General features: G+C 40.0%; 15 protein-coding genes. 7 read left to right on the forward strand and 8 right to left on the reverse strand.

What is annotated here, in order from left to right; genetic code table 11:
* Nucleotides 1-11 precede the first annotated feature (11 nt).
* Nucleotides 12-581, reverse strand: coding sequence for a DUF1697 domain-containing protein (locus ACESMA_RS08910; RefSeq protein WP_372948448.1), 570 nt, complete (start codon nt 579-581; stop codon nt 12-14).
* Nucleotides 582-851: 270 nt separating this feature from the next.
* Between ACESMA_RS08910 and ACESMA_RS08915 the strand changes: the two genes are divergently transcribed.
* Nucleotides 852-2486 (forward strand): hypothetical protein, encoded by a 1635-nt coding sequence (locus ACESMA_RS08915; RefSeq protein WP_372948449.1) that lies wholly within the window; start codon nt 852-854, stop codon nt 2484-2486.
* Between the two features lie 100 nt (nt 2487-2586).
* Here ACESMA_RS08915 and ACESMA_RS08920 read toward each other — a convergent pair whose 3' ends face one another.
* On the reverse strand, nt 2587-2829 hold the full coding sequence (locus ACESMA_RS08920; protein ID WP_372948450.1) for a hypothetical protein: 243 nt from the start codon (nt 2827-2829) through the stop codon (nt 2587-2589).
* Between ACESMA_RS08920 and ACESMA_RS08925 the strand changes: the two genes are divergently transcribed.
* The 4 genes from ACESMA_RS08925 (at nt 2828) to ACESMA_RS08940 (ending at nt 7513) form a co-directional block, all read left to right on the forward strand.
* Complete coding sequence (locus ACESMA_RS08925; RefSeq protein ID WP_372948451.1) at nt 2828-3181, forward strand: DUF6805 domain-containing protein; 354 nt, start codon at nt 2828-2830, stop codon at nt 3179-3181. The genes ACESMA_RS08920 and ACESMA_RS08925 overlap by 2 nt on opposite strands.
* A 122-nt stretch (nt 3182-3303) precedes the next feature.
* Nucleotides 3304-4146 (forward strand): alpha/beta hydrolase, encoded by an 843-nt coding sequence (locus ACESMA_RS08930; RefSeq protein WP_372948452.1) that lies wholly within the window; start codon nt 3304-3306, stop codon nt 4144-4146.
* Between the two features lie 68 nt (nt 4147-4214).
* Nucleotides 4215-5954, forward strand: a complete 1740-nt coding sequence (locus tag ACESMA_RS08935) for a glycoside hydrolase family 43 protein (RefSeq protein ID WP_372948453.1) — start codon at nt 4215-4217, stop codon at nt 5952-5954.
* Between the two features lie 2 nt (nt 5955-5956).
* On the forward strand, nt 5957-7513 hold the full coding sequence (locus tag ACESMA_RS08940; RefSeq protein WP_372948454.1) for a glycoside hydrolase 43 family protein: 1557 nt from the start codon (nt 5957-5959) through the stop codon (nt 7511-7513).
* Nucleotides 7514-7607: 94 nt separating this feature from the next.
* Here the strand turns inward: ACESMA_RS08940 and ACESMA_RS08945 are convergent, their stop codons facing one another.
* A complete protein-coding gene (locus tag ACESMA_RS08945) occupies nt 7608-7955 on the reverse strand; it encodes a cupin domain-containing protein (protein WP_372948455.1) in 348 nt (115 codons plus the stop codon).
* A gap of 293 nt (nt 7956-8248) precedes the next feature.
* Here ACESMA_RS08945 and ACESMA_RS08950 point away from each other — a divergent pair, with 293 nt between their 5' ends.
* Nucleotides 8249-9886: a fasciclin domain-containing protein gene (locus ACESMA_RS08950; RefSeq protein WP_372948456.1), complete on the forward strand. Its 1638-nt coding sequence runs from the start codon at nt 8249-8251 to the stop codon at nt 9884-9886.
* A 52-nt stretch (nt 9887-9938) separates the two neighbouring features.
* Here ACESMA_RS08950 and ACESMA_RS08955 read toward each other — a convergent pair whose 3' ends face one another.
* The 3 genes from ACESMA_RS08955 to ACESMA_RS08965 all read right to left on the reverse strand — a co-directional run bounded on the left by ACESMA_RS08955 (nt 9939) and on the right by ACESMA_RS08965 (nt 14733).
* Nucleotides 9939-11081, reverse strand: coding sequence for a fasciclin domain-containing protein (locus ACESMA_RS08955; RefSeq protein WP_372948457.1), 1143 nt, complete (start codon nt 11079-11081; stop codon nt 9939-9941).
* Nucleotides 11082-11201: 120 nt separating this feature from the next.
* Complete coding sequence (locus ACESMA_RS08960; RefSeq protein ID WP_372948458.1) at nt 11202-12737, reverse strand: DUF4832 domain-containing protein; 1536 nt, start codon at nt 12735-12737, stop codon at nt 11202-11204.
* A gap of 514 nt (nt 12738-13251) precedes the next feature.
* A complete protein-coding gene (locus tag ACESMA_RS08965) occupies nt 13252-14733 on the reverse strand; it encodes a B12-binding domain-containing radical SAM protein (protein WP_372948459.1) in 1482 nt (493 codons plus the stop codon).
* A gap of 472 nt (nt 14734-15205) precedes the next feature.
* Here ACESMA_RS08965 and ACESMA_RS08970 point away from each other — a divergent pair, with 472 nt between their 5' ends.
* Nucleotides 15206-18601, forward strand: coding sequence for an Ig-like domain-containing protein (locus ACESMA_RS08970; RefSeq protein WP_372948460.1), 3396 nt, complete (start codon nt 15206-15208; stop codon nt 18599-18601).
* 260 nt (nt 18602-18861) lie between these two features.
* Here the strand turns inward: ACESMA_RS08970 and ACESMA_RS08975 are convergent, their stop codons facing one another.
* Nucleotides 18862-19134 carry a DUF493 family protein gene (locus ACESMA_RS08975; protein ID WP_372948461.1) on the reverse strand — a complete coding sequence of 91 codons (273 nt, stop codon included), beginning with the start codon at nt 19132-19134 and terminating at the stop codon, nt 18862-18864.
* A 447-nt stretch (nt 19135-19581) separates the two neighbouring features.
* The coding region (locus ACESMA_RS08980) for a hypothetical protein (protein ID WP_372948462.1) at nt 19582-19797 on the reverse strand (216 nt) is incomplete at its 5' end.

The following is a 19797-nucleotide window of genomic DNA, read 5'->3' on the forward strand; positions in this document are numbered from 1 at the left end:
ATGTTTTAAATTTATTCCATTAAGGCAAGTAATTTTGTAGTTGTATTCCAGTTGCGTATGGTAATTTCTTTGTAAAACGGCATCGAAACTATTTTTGACAAATAACTTTGCGAGGCTCTGCTGATTAATCGCGAAAAGTATATTACGTTTAGGCCGGACCAGACGCTGTCAACGCCCTCTTTAATTTTTATGTTTTTTAATATTTCCATCGGATTAAGTGAATCTTTAACAAAGAGAACATCTGACCTGTATTTATCGGGTTCTGTTCCAAAATTTGGTGGTGAATCAGTTACTACATGTTTAAGTTGCTTATAATCAATTATAAAAACACTTGAATTATATTTAAATCTTTTGGATAATGTTTCTTCAATTTGTTTTTTGAGCAGTGTTTTATCCTTTTCCACCGAATTAAATATCACATTTCCACTTTGAATATAAGTTTTAACACAGGTAAATCCCATGCTTTCAAAACATTTTTTCAGGTCGGCCATTTTTATGATATTATTCCCGCCAACGTTTATCCCGCGCAACAATGCCAAAAATTTATCTTCATCCATTTGTTTATTTTCTATGGTAATCATTTAAATTCTAACAAATTAAAAATGGTAATTGTTGTAATGTGGTTGATGACACCCGGAAACAAAACTCCCGGTTTAAAGATAACTTCGTAACATTTCTCCCAACAGTAGGAATTTTAAATTCCTTAAACAATGCAAAATATTAAACTTCCTTTCTTTATTAAAATTTGTTGTTATTGTTTTGATTTACAATATTTTATGTATGATTTGTTTAAACTGGTACGTGTTTTGTATATTTTAAGCGAAGAAAAGTTCATTTTAAAACTTAAAGTCATGAAAAATTTAGTAATCACATCAATCATCGCGCTGCTGGTAGCAGGCTGGAGCATAGCCGGGGCACAAAATTATCCGGATGAATATCTGGGTTTGCCAGGTGATAACTTAAATCTCTATGCAGTAATGAAACTCTTCCAGGAATCTGAAACACTCGAAGATTTTGAAAGAAATCTGAATAATAAGGGTACTTTGGTGAACAACCTCGACCTGAATGGCGACAACATGGTCGATTACATTATGGTTTACGATTATGTTGACGGGAATGTTCACAACATTGTGTTACGTGTTGCAATCAATCAGCATGAAAATCAGGACGTAGCCGTTTTTACTGTTCAGCAGTTTAACGACGGTTCTGCCCAGGTTCAACTTATAGGCGACGAATTACTCTACGGGGAAAACTATATTGTAGAACCCTACTATGCTGAAAACGGAGCAACACCAAATCCGGGCTATGCAGGCAATACCCGCAGAGCCAAAAATGTTACCGTTATTCATACAAACACTTATCAGGTAGCTGAATGGCCTATTGTCCGGTTTATTTTCCTTCCAACTTACAGTGTCTGGCGTTCATCATGGTACTGGGGTTACCGTCCGGTTTACTGGAATCCGTGGCGCCCGTTTTACTGGCATACTTACTATGGATACCACTATCACTGGCATAATCATTACTATGCCCATTACCGTCACTGGAACCATTACAGGTACCCGCGGTATAAAAATCACTACTATACCAGTATCAGGAATTATTCTCCAAGGATTACTGTAAATATTAATAAGGGAGTTTATAAATCTACCTATTCCCGTCCGGATTTAAGGAATCAGGGTGAAGTACTTTATGCAAGACAAAATTCAGGTAGAAATTCTGCAACAGTCAGAAACAGTTCAACCAGCAGAACAAGAGCCAACAGCACTGCTGTTCAAAGGTCGCGTACCAATACCCAAAACAGTGTTGGAACACGCTCTGCAGTTAGGTCTTCTGCTCAAAGGAGCAATACTGCTGTAACACAAAGAAACAGTGCTGAAAGGAAGTCTGCAACGGTTAGAAGCAATACAAATTCTTCAGTCAGGCAGAATTCAGGAACGACTCGTAACAACTCAGCCACCAGGCTGAACAATTCAACCGAAAGCAGGTCGGCCAGGACCAACACGGGAGTAGCTGTAAGGCAGGGTACTTCCAATTCAGGCAGTTCGGCTGAGATGAAAAGCACAAGGAGTGTTAAAAGTTCACCGGTAAGAAGTTCAGGTAATGCTGTTCGCAGTTCGTCTTCAAATTCTTCACAACGTCCGGCAGTTACAGGACAGGCCAGAACCAGCACTCCTCAAAAATCTGTCACTATTTCAACGAGAAAAAATACAAATCGTTCGTCTGTAAGTTCCTCCGGTAGTAGCGTTTCCCGTAAGTCTGCACCTTCAGTTTCGCGGCAGAGTGCACCAAAAACCAAATTTGCACCGAAAGTGAGTACTTCAAGGAGTTCGGCTCGTCAGTCAGCTCCAAAAGTGAGCACTTCACGCAGTACCTCCCGTCAGTCATCTCCTTCGGTAAGCAGGAGTTCTTCATCAAGAAGTTCTTCACCTGCCGTTAAAAGTGCCGGCTCCAGAAGTTCTTCAGCCAGAAGTTCAGGGCGCAGGTAAACAACTATTGTGATTACTAAAACATCAGCATAAAAGTTAAGGCCGGCCTTTCCGTTTAGGGGAGGCCGGTTTTTTTGTGGGATTTTTTAAAAGATGAAAATTATTCCGAAAAATAGCGTTCTGCAAATTTGATAAAGTAAGGCCAGTTTGGCCCGGTGGTATGGCCTCCCTCGTGCTGCCGGAAAGATACATCGCCATCAACCAGCGTTTTCTGCGGTGGAAACAGCATGGTTCGCATGATTCTTTTTCCCAGCAATACGTAAACCGGTCCGGCCATGGCGCCGCCCAGAAACATGCCTTTGGCATCCACCCACTGGCCTTCCACATCGGCTGACCATGCCATGGAAACTGAAAACTCAAATTCAGGAAATAACTGGGATGAATTTTACAGGAAAGCCCGCAACGGAGGATTTTTCAGTTACCGGATAACCACCGGCGGAGAAAAAAATCTGGAGTTGAAGGTGCGCTACTGGGGATTTGAATGGGGCAGCAGGAAATTCGATATTTTTATCGATAACGAAAAACTGGTTACTGAAGACAACACCGGCCGGTGGAGCCAATCGGCTTTTCAGAATGTGGTTTATGAAATTCCGGAATCGATGGTTGAAGGAAAAGATTTTGTTCGGGTGAAATTTCAGGCGCACGAAGGAAGCACTGCCGGCGGTGTCTATTACATCCGGTTGCTTCGCAGATAAATAGTTTTACTGGAAAAAAATTTTTTAGCACAAAATCGAAAAAAGATGCTTTTCCATTTCGCCATAACAGTAATTTTTACTTTTTTTATGAAGTATTCTAAATCAATAGTTATTAACCTGATATGAAAAAATTAATTTCCTTAGTATTTCCTTTTTTCCTTAGCCTTGCCGGCTATTCGCAGGAAATAGCAAATCCGGCACCAGAGGGTTTCGATGTTGTTCGTTCTGACATTCTACACGGGAATATCGATACAATAACCTATTTTTCAGAAACAGTTGGCAATAACCGGAATGCTGTTATTTACATACCGCCCGGATTTTCAAACGAAAAAAAATACCCGGTGCTTTATCTTTTACACGGCATTGGCGGAGATGAATTTGAATGGTTGAACGGCGGCTGCCCTCAGGTTATTTTTGATAATCTTTACGTCGAAAACAAAATTGAACCTATGATTGTGGTGATGCCCAACGGCAGGGCAATGAAAGACGACCGGGCCACGGGAAATGTTTTTGCTCCTGAAAAACAGGAATCATTTGCCACCTTTGAAAAGGATTTGCTGAACGATGTGATTCCTTTCGTTGAAAAAAATTATCCGGTGATGAAAGACCGGGAACACAGGGCCATTGCCGGTTTGTCGATGGGAGGCGGACAGTCGCTCAATTTCGGTTTGGGTAACCTCGACAAATTTGTCTGGGTAGGCGGATTTTCATCGGCGCCCAACACCAAACCACCGCAGGAACTGGTACCCAATCCTGAAAATGCGAAAGCACAATTGAAACTGCTCTGGCTTTCGTGCGGCAATAAAGACGGGCTTATCAATATCAGCAACCAAACAAGTGACTACCTGAAAGAAAACGGCGTTCCTCATCATTATGAAATTTACGACGGAAACCACGATTTCGAGGTTTGGAAAACCAGCCTCTACAAGTTTTCGCAACTGTTGTTTAAATTTGATAATCAGTAATTTTTAGTTCAAAATAAATAGAAAAAGTCATTTGCTTAAATTCGAAAAAAATTAAAAAACAATACAAAATGAAACTCAAATTGAATTCCTTATTGCTGCTAATCCCCTTTCCCTTGTTTTTGTTGTCTTTTGTTGAATTCGGACAAAACCATTCAGCAAACCCAAATCAACCTGAAAACAAGCCGGTATTCTCACAGTTTGTTTATCAGGGAGATGACCAGGTTTACAAAGATTATTCTCTGGAAGACGATGAATTTTACAGTCCCATTTTGCAGGGCTGTTATCCCGACCCGGCCATAACACGAAAAGGAGACGATTATTTTATGGTACATTCGTCGTTTGCCATGTTTCCGGGTGTGCCCATTTTTCATTCGAAAGATTTGGTGAACTGGAAACAAATTGGGCATGTGCTGGACCGGAAATCTCAACTAAAAGTGTCCGATACAGGAATTGCTGCCGGCGTATATGCCCCAGCCATCAAATACAACCCGAACAATGATACTTTTTATATGATTACCACACAGTTTGCAGGCGATTTTGGCAATATTGTGGTGAAGACCAAAGATCCGTTTAAAGGTTGGAGTGACCCATACAAACTCAATTTCAGCGGCATTGACCCGTCACTGTTTTTTGATGACGACGGGAAAGCATACGTGGTACACAACGATGCACCGGATCGGGGAAAAGAGTTATATAACGGCCACCGGGTAATTAAAATCTGGGATTACGATGTGGAAAACGACCAGGTGATGGCCGGCACCGACAAAATTATTGTTGACGGCGGAGTGAATATTTCTGAAAAACCCATTTGGATTGAAGCACCACACATTTACAAAAAAAACGGTAAATATTATCTCATGTGTGCCGAAGGTGGCACAGGCGGCTGGCACAGCGAGGTGATTTTTGTAAGCGACAATCCACGTGGACCATACACGCCGGCTGTAAATAATCCCATCCTTTCGCAGAGGTATTTGAACCCCAACCGGTCCAATAAGGTGGAGTGGGCAGGCCATGCCGATTTGGTGGAAGGTACTGATGGCAAGATGTACGGCGTTTTTCTTGGTGTTCGTCCTAATGAAAAAAACCGGGTGAACACCGGTCGTGAAACGTTTATTCTGCCGGTTGACTGGAGCGGGGATTTTCCGGTTTTCGAGAACGGTTTGGTTCCAATGGAACCGAAACTGAGAATGCCGGAAGGTGTTGAGAACAAAACAGGAAAGAATGGATTTTTCCCCAACGGGAATTTTACGTTCACCGAAGATTTTTCGTCGGAAAAGCTGGATTACCGGTGGATTGGAATGCGGGGCCCACGTGAAGATTTTATTACAGTAAACCTCAACAGGCTACAAATAAACCCGTTCAATAAGAGCATAAAAGCCGTTGCACCCATTTCTGCGCTGTTTCAACGGCAAATGCACAAAACTTTTTCAGCAACAACAACGCTGGATTTCACACCAGGATCAGAAAAAGATTTGGCAGGAATGGTCTGTTACCAAAGCGAACAGTTTAATTATGTGTTTGGGTTAACAAAAAAGGAAAACGATTATTACCTGCTGTTGCAGCGCACTGAAAAAGGCGAATCGAAAATTCTTGCAAGCACCAAAATTGATGCAACTCAACCCATTCAGCTTCAGGTAAAAGCCGAAGGCGACGATTACCAATTCAATTATGCCGTTGGTAAAGGCGAATTTCAAAATCTGGGCGGCACCGTTTCAGGCGATATTCTTTCCACCAACGTGGCCGGAGGTTTTACGGGGAACTTAATCGGTTTGTATGCAACTTCCTCCAACGACGCTCAACCTGAATGATGATGAAGTCTTCGATTATTATTCTGTTTAGCTTGGTAATCCTTTTTTGGGGAAATTCAATATTTGCTCAAAATAAGGCCCAAAACCCAATCATCCATGCCGATGTGCCCGATATGTCGATGATTCGGGTGGGTGACACGTATTACATGAGCAGCACTACAATGCACATGAGTCCGGGGGTTCCCATCATGAAATCGACTTACCTGGTGAACTGGGAAATCGTGAATTACGCCTATGACACACTCGCTAATGTGGATGCACTAAATCTTGAAAACGGGAAAAATGCTTACGGCAGCGGTTCCTGGGCGAGTTGTATCAGGTACCACAACGACACTTATTACGTGAGCACTTTTGCAGGAACCACCAATAAAACCTACATCTATTCAACCAAAGACATCGAAAACGGTCCGTGGGAAGAGATTTCCTTCAGTCCGAGTTACCACGACCACACTATTTTTTTCGACGACGATGGAAAAATTTACATGATTTGGGGCGTTGGCCGGTTGATGATGATTGAGTTGAAAGCAGACCTGACGGGCGTAAAAGAAGGGACCGAACGGGTTTTAATCGAAAATGCCAGCGAACCGGCAGGTGACAACATCATGCTGCCTTCCGAAGGATCGCAACTTTTTAAAGTGAACGGCAAATATTTCCTGTTCAACATTACCTGGCCACGAGGCGGTATGCGCACCGTCATTATTCACCGCGCCGATAAAATAACCGGCCCCTGGGAAAGCCGGCTGGCATTGCAGGACAGGGGAATTGCGCAGGGTGGATTAATCGACACACCCGACGGCGACTGGTTTGCTTACCTCTTCCGCGATTACGGTTCGGTTGGCCGAATTCCGTATCTGGTTCCGGTTACCTGGGAAGATGGCTGGCCTGTGTTGGGCTTTGACGGTAAAGTACCCGATGAACTTGATCTTCCGGCAAATAAAGGTTTGATTCCCGGAATTGTAGCTTCGGATGATTTTAAACGCAAAAGAGGGGAGCCCGATTTACCGCTGGTGTGGCAATGGAATCACAATCCTGACAACGATTTGTGGTCGGTAAACCGTCGGAAAGGGTACCTGCGCCTGAAAACCGGGTGGATTGATGAACATTTTCTTCAGGCAAAAAATACGCTGACGCAAAGAACCATTGGCCCGGAATGTTCGGGTTCAACATTAATCGATGTTTCGAACATGAAAGATGGTGATTTTGCCGGGCTGACTTTGTTGCAGAAAAAATACGGACTGGTAGGAGTGAAATTCGAAAACGAGGCAAAGAAAATTGTAATGGTCAGTGCCCAGACCGATGAGCCTGTTGAAATGGAAAGCCTGCTGCTGGAACAAGATAAAATATACCTGAAAGCGGAATGTGATTTCAGAAACCGAAATGATGTGGCTGATTTTTATTACAGCTTCGATGGAAAAAATTGGACAAAAATCGGCTCGCAACTGAGATTGGAATATACGCTTCCGCATTTTATGGGCTACCGGTTTGGACTGTTTAACTATGCCACTAAATCAGTAGGTGGGTATGTGGATTTCGATTATTTCAAAATAGATGGCACTTAACCTGATGTGCAATAGTTTGTTATGGCTGAGTAATCCCGTTTCCTGAATTTTTAGTGGCTAACGGATTTAATTTTCTGATCTGAATTTGCTGTGACTACTCAAATTCCTTTGGAACCCCGCAAATCATTATAAACGGCCCGGTTCCGGTATTCTGGTACTGGTGTTTTTCGTCCGGTTCTACCAGCGCAAAATCGCCGGCCTTCAAAAAAGTTTCTTTCCCGTTTTCATTTACCAGTGCGCCTTCGCCTTCTATCACATAATTCATGTGTTCGTACGGGTGGTTGTGAAAAGGTGTATGTCCTCCCGGTTCAACGGTGAAAACCCTGTATGCATAAACAGGAGCACCGTCTTTACTTCCAAGCGGCAATTGTTTCCATGCCCCGGTTGCGCCTTCCATATTTACCTTTATCTTTTCAACTTTTTCCAGTGAGATAACTTTCATTTTTTAAGTTTTTGATTTACCCAAAGGTATTAAAAATGATTTAGTTGGCGAGTGATTTTGAATGTCAAAACGAAAGTGCTTAGTCAACAGAATACAAAAAGTTCCGGATTTATATGTAGTTTTACTTTTTCAACGTTAATTTACTTTTTCGATCTTACCAGATAATGATAAAACATAAGACTTTTTTATTTCTCCTGGCAATTCTTTTAAGCCTTTTAACGGGTTGTGAAGTGTGGCCTGAGCATGAGAAGTATAATCGGCCAGATTGGCTTCCGGGAAAATTATATACCAGTGTGTCAGTTCAGGAAAACCTTTCCTTGTTTACCGAGTGTTTGCAATTAACAGGCCTGGATAAGATACTTGACGTATCGGGAAGTTGGAGTGTTTTCGCCCCAACGGACGAAGCTATGAAACAGTTTTTGGTTGAAAATCAGTATGCCAGTATTTCTGATATCCCACCAGAGGAGCTTGTCAGAATCGTCGAATTCCATATTATTCAGAATCCATGGACGCTTGATCAATTGCAGAACCTCGGCGTAAATGGATGGAAAACAGGAAATGATAATAATTCGAATCCATTTGCATATAAGCGTGAGACAATGTTGAGAAATCCTGCTGAAAAGTACTGGATTAAGAGGGATAGAAAGAAGGAAATGATAGTGATGGATTCAACAATTTCAGACGGTTATAAAAGAGTATTTATTCAGTCTAGAAAATATGTGCCCATTTTTTTTGATGAGTATTTAATAACAAACGAGCTTACTTCTGAAGATTATCGCTTTTATTTTAATAGGATTTATGAACCTGGAAATGTATATTTTGCAGGAGCCAAAATAATTGAGGCTGATGTTTTTGCCGAAAACGGATTTATTCATATCATTGACAAGGTTGTGAACCCCATGCTAAGTGCAAAAGAGCTGCTTGAAAAAGAGGTGCCGGGTGAATCCTACAAACTTTTCATGGAAATGGTTTATTGGCATTATCCGGATTTTGAGCCAAACATAACTGCCACTTTTAATCAGCCAGAAGTAAGATTTGGGGGATTAGTTGATACTTTGTGGGATTTAAATTACACTAAACTGGCATTTGATCTTCATAGTGAACGTATCTATAGTTTAAATCAAACCATTGTCAGACACAATGGTTTGTTTGCTCCAACCGACGACGCTTTCAGGAAATTTATTGATGGCACGCTAACCGCAAAGTCCGGATTCCCCCACTGGACCGATCAGAAATCTCTTCCACCTGATATTGTTGAAATCATTATTGCACAAAATTTTAAAACTTCTCCAATATTTCCATCAAAAAATCAATATCAGGAAATTTTTAAGAAAGGAAACAGGTATCATCAGGAGGAAGAAGGTATCATCAGAAAAGAATTTGGCAGCAACTGTACATTCATAGGTCTGAATTCATATATCCCCGACCGGGTGTTTACCAGTGTTACCGGGCCGGTGTTCTGCCGTCCAAGCTATTCTATATTCAGGCGGGCAATGCTGTATTCCGGAGCTATTGATGTCATTGCCAATCATAATGGCCCATTGTATTTTTTCCCAATTCCCGATTACGCTTTAATGTCCGATTCGTCGCTGTTAATCAATTGGATTAATAAAGATGAAGACATGTATAATTTCCAGGTATTGAATAAATTAACACGTCAGGTTGAGAATGTGGGAAGCAATACACTCAAAAATTGGATTTTGAATCAGGTAGGAGTTTCCCTAACCAATCAAGGTGCCGAAAAGCAAATTATTCGAACTTTAGGGGGTAAAAACATCACCTGGGATCATGCAAGCAATACAATTCGGGGTACTTTACCCTGCACAGAAGGATATAAATCGAGAATCGTCACAACCTGCACTCCTGCCGAGTTGGGAGAACCCACAGACAACGGCAGATCCTGGAGTGTACGTTACTGGTTCAATTTTTAAAATCGAGTAAAAAAATAAGCAATCGTCAGGATTTTAAATACGAATCCATCAGTCAATTTTCAGGGAGAGTTTCAAAAAACAGCACATCTGAAATTGAATGAATTGCGCCTGTACGCGTCATTACATTACATTTTTCCCAAACAGGGAGAATATAGTCCATCAATGTGGTATCGCCAGATTCAGAAATTCTGTATCCATAGTTATCAATGCCCGGATTGATTTTTATTTCTGCACCGGTTTCAATGGTCAATAATTTTCCAGTGGCCAGAGTGGTATATTTTTTATTTCCCCATGAAAAATCATTCATATAATATTCACCGCCCACAAAATGATATGCAGCGAACAGATAAAATGTGTTATTTCGGTTCGAAAGTGACATACCCGGGGTTGCAATACGGGCAATCAGGTCTTCAATGTTATAAATACCGTTCCGGTGATAAATGCTGTCGTGTTCGGCAAGAATAGTATATTTATTCCACCACAATCTGCTTTGTAATCCCGAACGCCTGATAGCTTCTGCTAAAATTGAATAATCCTCCTGTTGCTGGATCCAGTCATATCCCGAAACCTCATTTTTTTGCAAAACCCTTGAAATCACATGGATATAACCATTTGTCATTTTCAGATTTGACGAAGTAATTGGAGCTGAATTGTTTACCTTAATAAGCTGATTGTTCCCGTCAGAGAAAAAACTGGTAACCAGCCTGTCTCCGGTAAGCGTTGTGTCATTCAATGCCCCGTCAGGAAACTCATCAGTATGAATTTTTTCGTTTACCGTATGGTAACGCGTTAATATTTTAATAAAACTTGTATCCTTTACTAATTCTTCAAAATTTTCGTAATTCTGATTTTGCTGTATAAAATGATCAATTCCTTCATTTGTAGGTAAAAAAAGAGTATAATCATTACCGTAAGGATTGTAAGCATAAAGTGTATTCAGCATTTTTCCTTCGGCCATCAGCTTGTAAAATTTTGAATATTCAGCCTGGTTTTTATCAAGATATTGGCTAATGGAAAAAGATTCTTCATTGTCCCAACTTGATCCATACGGGTCAGACTCACAGGATGATATAAATGTGGTTAGAATAATCCACTGAACCAGGAGTTTGGTTATAACAGGTTTTCGAATACCAACCAGATGTTTTCCTAAACAGATGAATCCCAAAAATCTGAGTATATCCTGTATAAATATCATTTACTTTTATTGAAATACTGAAGGTTCAAATCTATTATCTTTTACAATATCTTACTAACTTTTCAAGTATAAAATCAACAAAAGGCCCTCTATTCAGAAATTTATGAGGGAAATTAGCGTTTAGTTAATTTCACATACATGCTGTAAGCTGTTTAATCCCGATTCTGCCTCCCAAAGACATTCATTCGCTAAACGAATACTGAAATCGGGGTTATTCTTCAGAGTAGGCTCTGGATCTGGCAAGTTGAGCAGTATTTTATACTTACCTTTAGGTAGATCCGACGGAATGTGAATTTTTTCACTTACCTGGAAATTTCCAACAAACCAAAACCTTGGATCAGCCTTAAGCTTGAACGAATAAACATCACCATTTTTAATATCCCTCATAATCACCTCAACCAGGCGTGGATTAAAGGGAGAAGCAAATCCGACATTTTCCATCTTTAACAAAATACGAAAGACTCCTCCTGCTTCAATCTGATTATCCACAATTGCTTCCCTTAAAACAAAACGATACCCCAGTCGCCTTTTGATTTCATCAATACATCCGCCAGACACCCAATGGTTGTTTACTGCCTTATTATTATAATGTGCATTGAGAAAAGAAAAATGCATACGTTCCATTTCATGAACGGCATTTCCTTCACATTTGTTAAAGGGACTCCAGTCATCCCTGCACGTTTCGCCTCCAACAGCAGTAAACTTTGAATCCCCGGCCAAATACGGTTTCAGGTTTGTTGTATCTATTTTGCTTTCAGTCAGGTCGTTGCCATAATCACTATAAGTTCCCACATCTGAATAACTCGAAAGGAAGCAGTCGTTGTACAGACCTATCCTGGCTGCATCACTCCCGTTCCAGGCTTTTGACTCATTCAATGCAGGCGAGTCAGTGGGAGCGTTATGCCCGTATAAATACCTTTGTTTCTGTTGCGGATACCTGACCTGTACCATCCGGGTTTCAGGAAGGCTGTTTAGCAGAGCCTGCAAAACTTCATTCCGGTCACGCCAGTTTTTATTCACTAACTTTCCCTGACCGTTGTAGGTTGAAGCATCGCCAAAATGGTCGGTATAGTATTGTTCTCCCCATATCCCGATAAATCCTTTTTGCAAAACTGCAATTACATCACTGTATTCCTGCAATAATGGTTTAAGTTGTTCAATGTGTCTGAGTACGACTTCTTTGGTAGCATCACCGTATGGGGTACAAATCCAGGCACCACAATCACCCCTGTTGGCGGAAGTGGTATAAACAAAGCGGGGAATCAGTTTAACGCCTCCTTCCCTTGCTGCCCGAAAATCGATAGCAATACTATCCAGAAATGCCTCAGACAGATCGGTTTCCACAAAATCACTCATCACAAAATACCGGAAAACAAGTGTGCTGTAAACACTATAATCTGCTCCCTTAACAGTATTTTCCCTTCGAAAAGCTTTAAGTTCTTCAGGTTTTAATGTTACGTAATTTCCACTTCTTGTTTCTGAATACCTGTAAAAACCCCGTTCAGGATTTGGAAAATCCTCCAGCGATTCAGTGTAAATGTAATTCGATTGGGTTCCATACACTTTTTGTGAATATGCGAGGTTATTTATTCCTGTTGAAAAAAACACATATAAAAGTAGCAGGTATAATTTAGGTAAAAATTGTTGCTTTCTCATTTTGTGCTAATAAAATAATTTGAAATTTTTATTGCTTATAGTCAAATAGTTACAAAATAAAGTTTCAGTATAAAACATTACTTTCAGGGTGAAAATATGAAGAAAAAATTAAAAAGTGCAAACTGAGACTGAAAAACATTCATTTACAAATAATAATATTACAAGCTATTCAGAACATATAAAACTAATGATGTTGGCTGATGCCAAATTTCGATTCATCAAAAAAGGAATTAGATGAAAATACCATTTAACGCTTTACTTTTATAGTCCTCCCTAAGACTGAAACCACAGGAGAAGTTGCAACCCGATTTGTATGTGTTTGGTGTGAATTACCCCGTTTATTGCCCTTTTAAAAAACACAGCTACATTTACATCAGAAAATTCCATGTTTTTCAGTCTTCTTTTCCCTTGACTTTGTTTATTCTGATTGTTTTTGTATTCACTGCTATTTCTTTGACTTTTAGGTTTTTGTTGTCCATTCCGAAGGTTCTGGTTGTATTTTGAATTATATCTGTTAGTCAATATTCCTGAAAATTTTTCTGTAATGGTAACCCTGAATGCTGTATGTTACAGCAAGAGGAAAAACTTTTGGTTTTTTGAAAATGCTCCAGAGCAGTAACTCCCAGTAATATTTCCGGTTTTTTCCCAGAATTCCGATGATTACTACCGATTTAAAGAGAGCCATAATTTTGTCGAAAGATAAATGATTTCCCCCCAAAAGCGGAGGATTATACGATTTCAGAAAGGACAATACCCTTTTATAATACATTTCACTGGAATATATCCCGCTGATGATTTTCTGATATCCGGTCATCAGTTCATGAAGATCCATTTTAGGAACGAAATTGATGGCATAACCTGTCGGATCACCTGAAAAATCTGAAACAATCCTTCCTTCTTTTTCAAGCCGTTTATAAAGCTGGGTTTTCCGGGGTGCATTCAGCAGTCCCACCATTGCAGTAATAATTCCGCTTTTCTGGATGAAATCAATCTGCCGCTGGAAAATGGATGGTTTATCATTATCAAAACCAACGATAAATCCGGCGGCGACCTCCATACCTGCCGCCTGAATAATTTTTACCGAACTTAAAAGATCACGATGGTGGTTCTGAATTTTATTGCATTCGGCAAGGCTAAGTTCATCGGGTGTTTCAATTCCCACAAATACTTTGATAAAACCTGCCCTGACCATCATTTGCATCAGTTCTTCATCATCGGCCAGGTTGATTGATGCTTCGGTAATAAAAGTAAACGGGTATTTGTTTTTTTCCATCCAGCTGATAACTGCGGGCAACAGCTCCTGCTTCAGTATTTTTTTATTCCCGATAAAATTGTCATCCACAAAGAATACTCCTCCTTTCCAACCGATTTCCATAATTTTAGATAATTCGGCCAATATTTGTTGCGTAGTTTTTGTCCTTACTTTATGCCCAAGCAGGGCAGTAATATCGCAGAACTCGCAATTGAAGGGACATCCTCTTGAAAATTGAAGACTCTGTGAAGCGTAATGGGAATTGTTGATCAATGAATAATCAGGCACAGGAGACTTTGACAAATCAGCAAATTCATCTGTTTGATACACATGCTTTGCTACTCCTTTTTCAAGGTCAGCCAAAAACAGCGGGAAAGTTATTTCCGCTTCATTGAGAACCAAATAGTCCACATCGTCAAATTTTTCGGGTTCTTCGGTGAATAAGGGACCTCCGGCGACCATTTTTTTATTTAAGGATTTGCATTTTGCAATGATTTCAAAAACCGACGCAGATTGAACCGACATAGCACTAATTAATACAATATCTGCCCACATAATTTGTTCATCTTTGATATGTGAAGCATTCAAATCGACCAATTTTTTTGTCCAGCCAGCAGGAGTCATGGCAGAAACGGTCATTAACCCCAGGGGAGGATATACCGCTTTTTTTGAAATGAATTTTAAGGCATGTCTTAAACTCCAGAATGTATCCGGGTAACTGGGTTGAATAAATAATGCTTTCATTAGTTGAATTATTTTAAGCAATTCCAGGTAAAGGTACAATCCATGTCAGGCAAATTTTTTACATATTTCCTTTAAAAAATTACATAATTCACACATCAGGCAATGCACTGCAAACTTTATCTGAGTGCTCTCAAATACAAAATTTTTGAAATTCATTGGTTGCAAGCATTTTCTGAAATTTTAGTTGTCAATTTGGCCCCTTAATCCCGATAGCTATTGGGATAAGTTGCAACCTGATTTGTGAAAGTTTGGTGTGAATTATCATTTAAAAAAAGTCAATTGTTTTTAAGTGATTTACCTTGAGGTTTACCCTTTTTTATTTGTAAAAGTTTATTGAGAAATCAGACGTTTTTCCATCTAATCATTTTCCCGGGAAAAATTATAATAAAATACTTGTTTGTCTTAAATTATTGTCATAACTTGTTGATACCAACTTGATAAAATATTATGTATCACCATCAATTGTAAAACTATGAACAATAACTCTACTAACAATTCACGTACCCTCCTTCCGGTTGATGTCTGTTCCATGTTAAAATCCTTTAATGTCATTGGGAGCCTGCTTCTCCGGCTACGCGATTTTCGCCTGATACAATTCTGTAAAGGCTTTTTATTAACCTTATGGCCAAAAGTCATTTTCATTACAACAGTAATATTTTACCTAAGCCTGATTACCACTAAATCCGGTATTGCGCAGAATATGGTTAAGGTGATTGAAAAACCTGAGAAATCACAAATCAGCAATACATCAAAGCAAATTGTGCCGGTTGTTGCCGTTGAATCGATGAAGGGGATGAAAAAAGCAGAAATATTCAATGATGGAACACTTTCCCGGAAACATCTTATGCCTGAGCAAAAAGTCATTGCTTTGCCCAAATTAAATGTACAATCGGGCAAAATATTAAATGAAGAATCAATCGTCATTATTGATGAAACTGAAATGAGACATATTAAAATAGCTAAGAACAACCTTTATAATCAAACCGAAAAACAAAAAAAAGAAATCAATTATTCTGACTTAATAAAAAACGGGCAGGTTACGCCTAAGGCTCGTAACTTGTCTGACCCAGGCACCAATATTCAAAATGTAATATTAGTTGAAGATGCTGAAAATAATGCCAAATATCTTAAAAGTGGATCGAAAAGATCTGTTGAGTTAATTCAAAATTCCGGACTGATGGCCAACAATCCTCCCGTTGCGATTCCCGATGTTTACACCACACCGGAAAATACCGAACTTGTTGTTGCAGCTCCGGGACACCTTGGTAATGATTATGATCCTGACGGAGATCCGGTTACATGGCTTTCGTTCGTTACACCTGAAAATGGTACATTGACAGGTGCAGCCACAGACGGGCAATTTACCTATACACCTGATCCGGGATTCTCAGGTATCGAATCTATCGTTGTAACAATTTCAGACGGCAACGGAAATACCGCCAGCGGACTTATTATGATCCTGGTTGTTCCGGATCAAAATCGCAATCCAGTAGCCGTCCCAGATGTTTACACTACACCGGAAAACACCGAACTTATAGTGACAGCTCCTGGACATCTGGATAACGATTATGATCCTGACGGAGATCCGGTTACATGGCTTTCGTTCGTTGCTCCTGATAATGGTACAGTGACCGGAGCAGCTACAGACGGGCAATTTACTTTTACTCCTGATCCGGGATTCTCAGGTATTGAAAATATATCTGTTACAATTTCAGACGGCAAAGGGAATACCGCCAGCGGAATTATTACGATCCTGGTTGTTCCGGATCAAAATCGCAATCCAGTGGCCGTGCCTGATGCTTACACTACACCGGAAAACACCGAACTTATAATTGCAGCTCCGGGTCACCTTGGCAATGATTATGACCCTGACGGAGATCCGGTTACATGGCTTTCGTTCGTTACACCTGATAATGGTACAGTAACAGGTGCAGCCACAGACGGACAGTTTACCTATACCCCTAATCCGGGATTCTCAGGCATTGAAAAAATAACTGTTACAATTTCAGATGGTAACGGGAATACTGCAACCGGACAGATCTCTGTTACAGTCAGTCCATCTACTGGCGACGCACCTGTTGCTGTTGCAGATGTATATACTCTACCACAAAATACCGTACTTAATGTTGCAGCACCAGGTCATCTTGAAAATGATTTCGATCCAAACGGAGATCAGATTTCCTGGCTTTCTTTCGTAACACCGGGAAACGGCACAGTATCAAATGCATCTACTGACGGGCAATTTACCTATACCCCTGATCCGGGATTTTCCGGTATCGAAAATATATCTGTTACAATTTCAGATGGTAACGGTAATTTCTCTGACGGACTTATTACAATCCTGGTTGTTCCCGACCAGAATCGTGCACCTGTAGCCGTTCCTGATGTTTATGTTACTAATGAAAACACTTTACTTAATGTAGTTGCTCCTGGTCACCTCAGTAACGATACAGATGCAGATGGAGATCCCATTTCATGGCTTTCTTTTGTGACACCGGAAAACGGTACAGTATCAGGTGCAGCCACAGACGGGCAATTTATCTATACTCCTAATCCGGGATTCTCAGGGGTTGATAATATATCTGTTACAATTTCAGACGGCAACGGAAATTTCGCCAGCGGACTTATTACAATCCTGGTTGTTCCCGAGCAGAATCGTGCACCTGTAGCCGTTCCTGATGTTTATGTTACTAATGAAAACACTTTACTTAATGTAGCTGCTCCCGGTCACCTCAGTAACGATACTGATGCGGATGGAGATCCCATTTCATGGCTTTCTTTTGTGACACCGGAAAACGGCACATTATCAGGTGCAGCCACAGACGGACAGTTTTCCTACACCCCCGATCCGGGATTTTTTGGTATCGAGACTATCCCGATAACCGTCATTGACGGAAACGGTAATTCCGCCCAGGGACTGATTGCAATCGCAGTTCTAAAAAATAACCCCCCAATTGCTGATGCCGGCGAAGATCAAACTGTTTTAATGACGCAAATCGTCACTTTAGATGGTACAGGTTCAACAGATCCGGATAACAATACGCTAAACTATAGTTGGATGTTTGCAACTACAGACGCCGGCGACCCCATTCCAGCAGGAAGTACAGCTGTACTCTCCAACGCTGAAACCGCTACGCCTTCATTTGTTGCCGATCTTCCGGGAGTTTATTCTGTTAAGCTGATTGTCAATGATGGATTGGCAGATAGCGAACCGGATTATGTCATTGTAACAGCTCTTTCAATTATTGAGGCACTTGATAATCTTATTGAAAATGTGACAACACTGGAATCCGATGGGATAATAAATAGGGGACAGGCCAATTCCCTCGTAAAAAAGATTGAACAGGCACAAAAACTGCTTGATAAAGACAAAATTGCAGGATCGCTTGATGTACTCAACGGACTTCGCCAGCAGATTCTGGATTTGTATCAGCAGGATGGAGTGCTTTCTGAGAGTCAGGCAATGGCACTCATAGCAAAAATTGATGAGATTATTACAGCGATAGGAGGACAGGCCAGCCTGGCAATGGATTTTGATGATTCTCCGAATGAGATGAACCTGAAATCAAGTACCGGTTTGCAGAAGGATATTGCGTTAGCGGACAGATATGCGCTATCAGCCATCTATCCGAATCCCTTTCAGATATCTGCCGAGGTTGTATTTAATGTACCCGTTGCTGCAAACGTGCGTATTGAGGTCTATAATTTGCTCAGTCAAAAAGTTGCCGTACTGCAAAATGGATATATTCAGGCCGGACAACATAAAGTTCTACTGAGCGCCGACGGACTGAAAAGTGGTACCTATATCGTTCGTATGACTGCTGGAGATGAGTTTAAAGAAAACAAGCGAATAATGTTAGTGCGTTGATGTTCCCCTAAAACAAGAAATGCCTGAAATTCATTGATTTCAAGCATTTTCGTAAATTTTAATTGTCAATTTGGCTCCCCTGACGGCCGGAAGTTGCAGCCTGACTTGTGAAGATTTGGTATGAGTTGCCAAATTTTGAAAATTCATCATTTCATCAAAATAAAATTAAAGATTTCAAAGGACAGAAGTTAAGCCAATAATTTACTCAAAAACAAATTCAAAATATGCTACAACTTTTTTTAGAAAGTCTTTTGTCTTCATTACAACACAATCACCCCTTCAATTTTATCCACCTTTTCTGTTATCTCAATTATTTGATCAGCGGAGTCCATCAGTGCAATACATGTAATCGATACATGTTTTAAATTAGAGGTATGCTTAAATGTCATTATACCGTTTTCCGGAAGCAAGGCCTTTATTTTATCCACCTTACCATCCCGGTTTGGCGAAATGAACTTGAACATATATTTTATTGGCCAACTCCTGTTTTCCATTAACCGATAGCGTAAGTTTCTGAATTTATCTATATTCATAATGTTCACATTTTCTTGTTAATCAATACAAACCAAAGTGCCAAATCGTTCATTTTATCATTGTAAAAATAAGGAAATAGAAAATCTTCAAGAGTTTAGCGAAACCTAATTGTAATTTTAACCCGAATAATCCAAGAATTATTCCTGTCTCCGACAGCGACTAAGATTACGTAAAAAATTTTTTCAAAAGTTTAACTTCATCTAAGTCGGGATTAACCTGCATTTCATTCATTACAAACAAAATTTATGAATAATGCAGGTTAAGAACAGGTCTGGATTTTGACACCTAAAAATTTTTAGGCCATGTATATAATAGGCATTTTCTCCGGAAGAATTACCTTAAAGTAAAGGCTTGTTTATTTCATTGGCATAGAAAAAATAACTGTATTGATTGTTGCTGCATCAGGTCATTACCAGGATAAATAATTTTCATTAAAAACCACAACCTCAAATTCTCAAAAATAAACCCAAATTTGATTTATTGCAATTTGGTAAAAAGATTAAGATGCCCATAATCCTTTGAACCATTCCCGTCTTTTCATTGCCAATGATAGTTTGAGTATTCTTCCTGTTTTGTGCAGCGACCTGATCGCTCAAAAAATCATTCCTAATTATCAGTGTTTTATGATTTAAGTTTTTGAGATTTGGGTGTCCCGTTGTAAT

The organism is Mariniphaga sp. (genome assembly GCF_041687215.1).
Lineage (GTDB): Bacteria > Bacteroidota > Bacteroidia > Bacteroidales > Prolixibacteraceae > Mariniphaga.

Bases quoted from the DNA above. Each gene is read 5' to 3' on its own strand.
- ACESMA_RS08910 (WP_372948448.1), bottom strand. From the start codon at position 581: ATGATTACCATAGAAAATAAACAAATGGATGAAGATAAATTTTTGGCA.
- ACESMA_RS08915 (WP_372948449.1), top strand. From the start codon at position 852: ATGAAAAATTTAGTAATCACATCAATCATCGCGCTGCTGGTAGCAGGC.
- ACESMA_RS08925 (WP_372948451.1), top strand. From the start codon at position 2,828: ATGGAAACTGAAAACTCAAATTCAGGAAATAACTGGGATGAATTTTAC.
- ACESMA_RS08920 (WP_372948450.1), bottom strand. From the start codon at position 2,829: ATGGCATGGTCAGCCGATGTGGAAGGCCAGTGGGTGGATGCCAAAGGC.
- ACESMA_RS08930 (WP_372948452.1), top strand. From the start codon at position 3,304: ATGAAAAAATTAATTTCCTTAGTATTTCCTTTTTTCCTTAGCCTTGCC.
- ACESMA_RS08935 (WP_372948453.1), top strand. From the start codon at position 4,215: ATGAAACTCAAATTGAATTCCTTATTGCTGCTAATCCCCTTTCCCTTG.
- ACESMA_RS08940 (WP_372948454.1), top strand. From the start codon at position 5,957: ATGAAGTCTTCGATTATTATTCTGTTTAGCTTGGTAATCCTTTTTTGG.
- ACESMA_RS08945 (WP_372948455.1), bottom strand. From the start codon at position 7,955: ATGAAAGTTATCTCACTGGAAAAAGTTGAAAAGATAAAGGTAAATATG.
- ACESMA_RS08955 (WP_372948457.1), bottom strand. From the start codon at position 11,081: ATGATATTTATACAGGATATACTCAGATTTTTGGGATTCATCTGTTTA.
- ACESMA_RS08960 (WP_372948458.1), bottom strand. From the start codon at position 12,737: ATGAGAAAGCAACAATTTTTACCTAAATTATACCTGCTACTTTTATAT.
- ACESMA_RS08965 (WP_372948459.1), bottom strand. From the start codon at position 14,733: ATGAAAGCATTATTTATTCAACCCAGTTACCCGGATACATTCTGGAGT.
- ACESMA_RS08970 (WP_372948460.1), top strand. From the start codon at position 15,206: ATGAACAATAACTCTACTAACAATTCACGTACCCTCCTTCCGGTTGAT.
- ACESMA_RS08975 (WP_372948461.1), bottom strand. From the start codon at position 19,134: ATGAATATAGATAAATTCAGAAACTTACGCTATCGGTTAATGGAAAAC.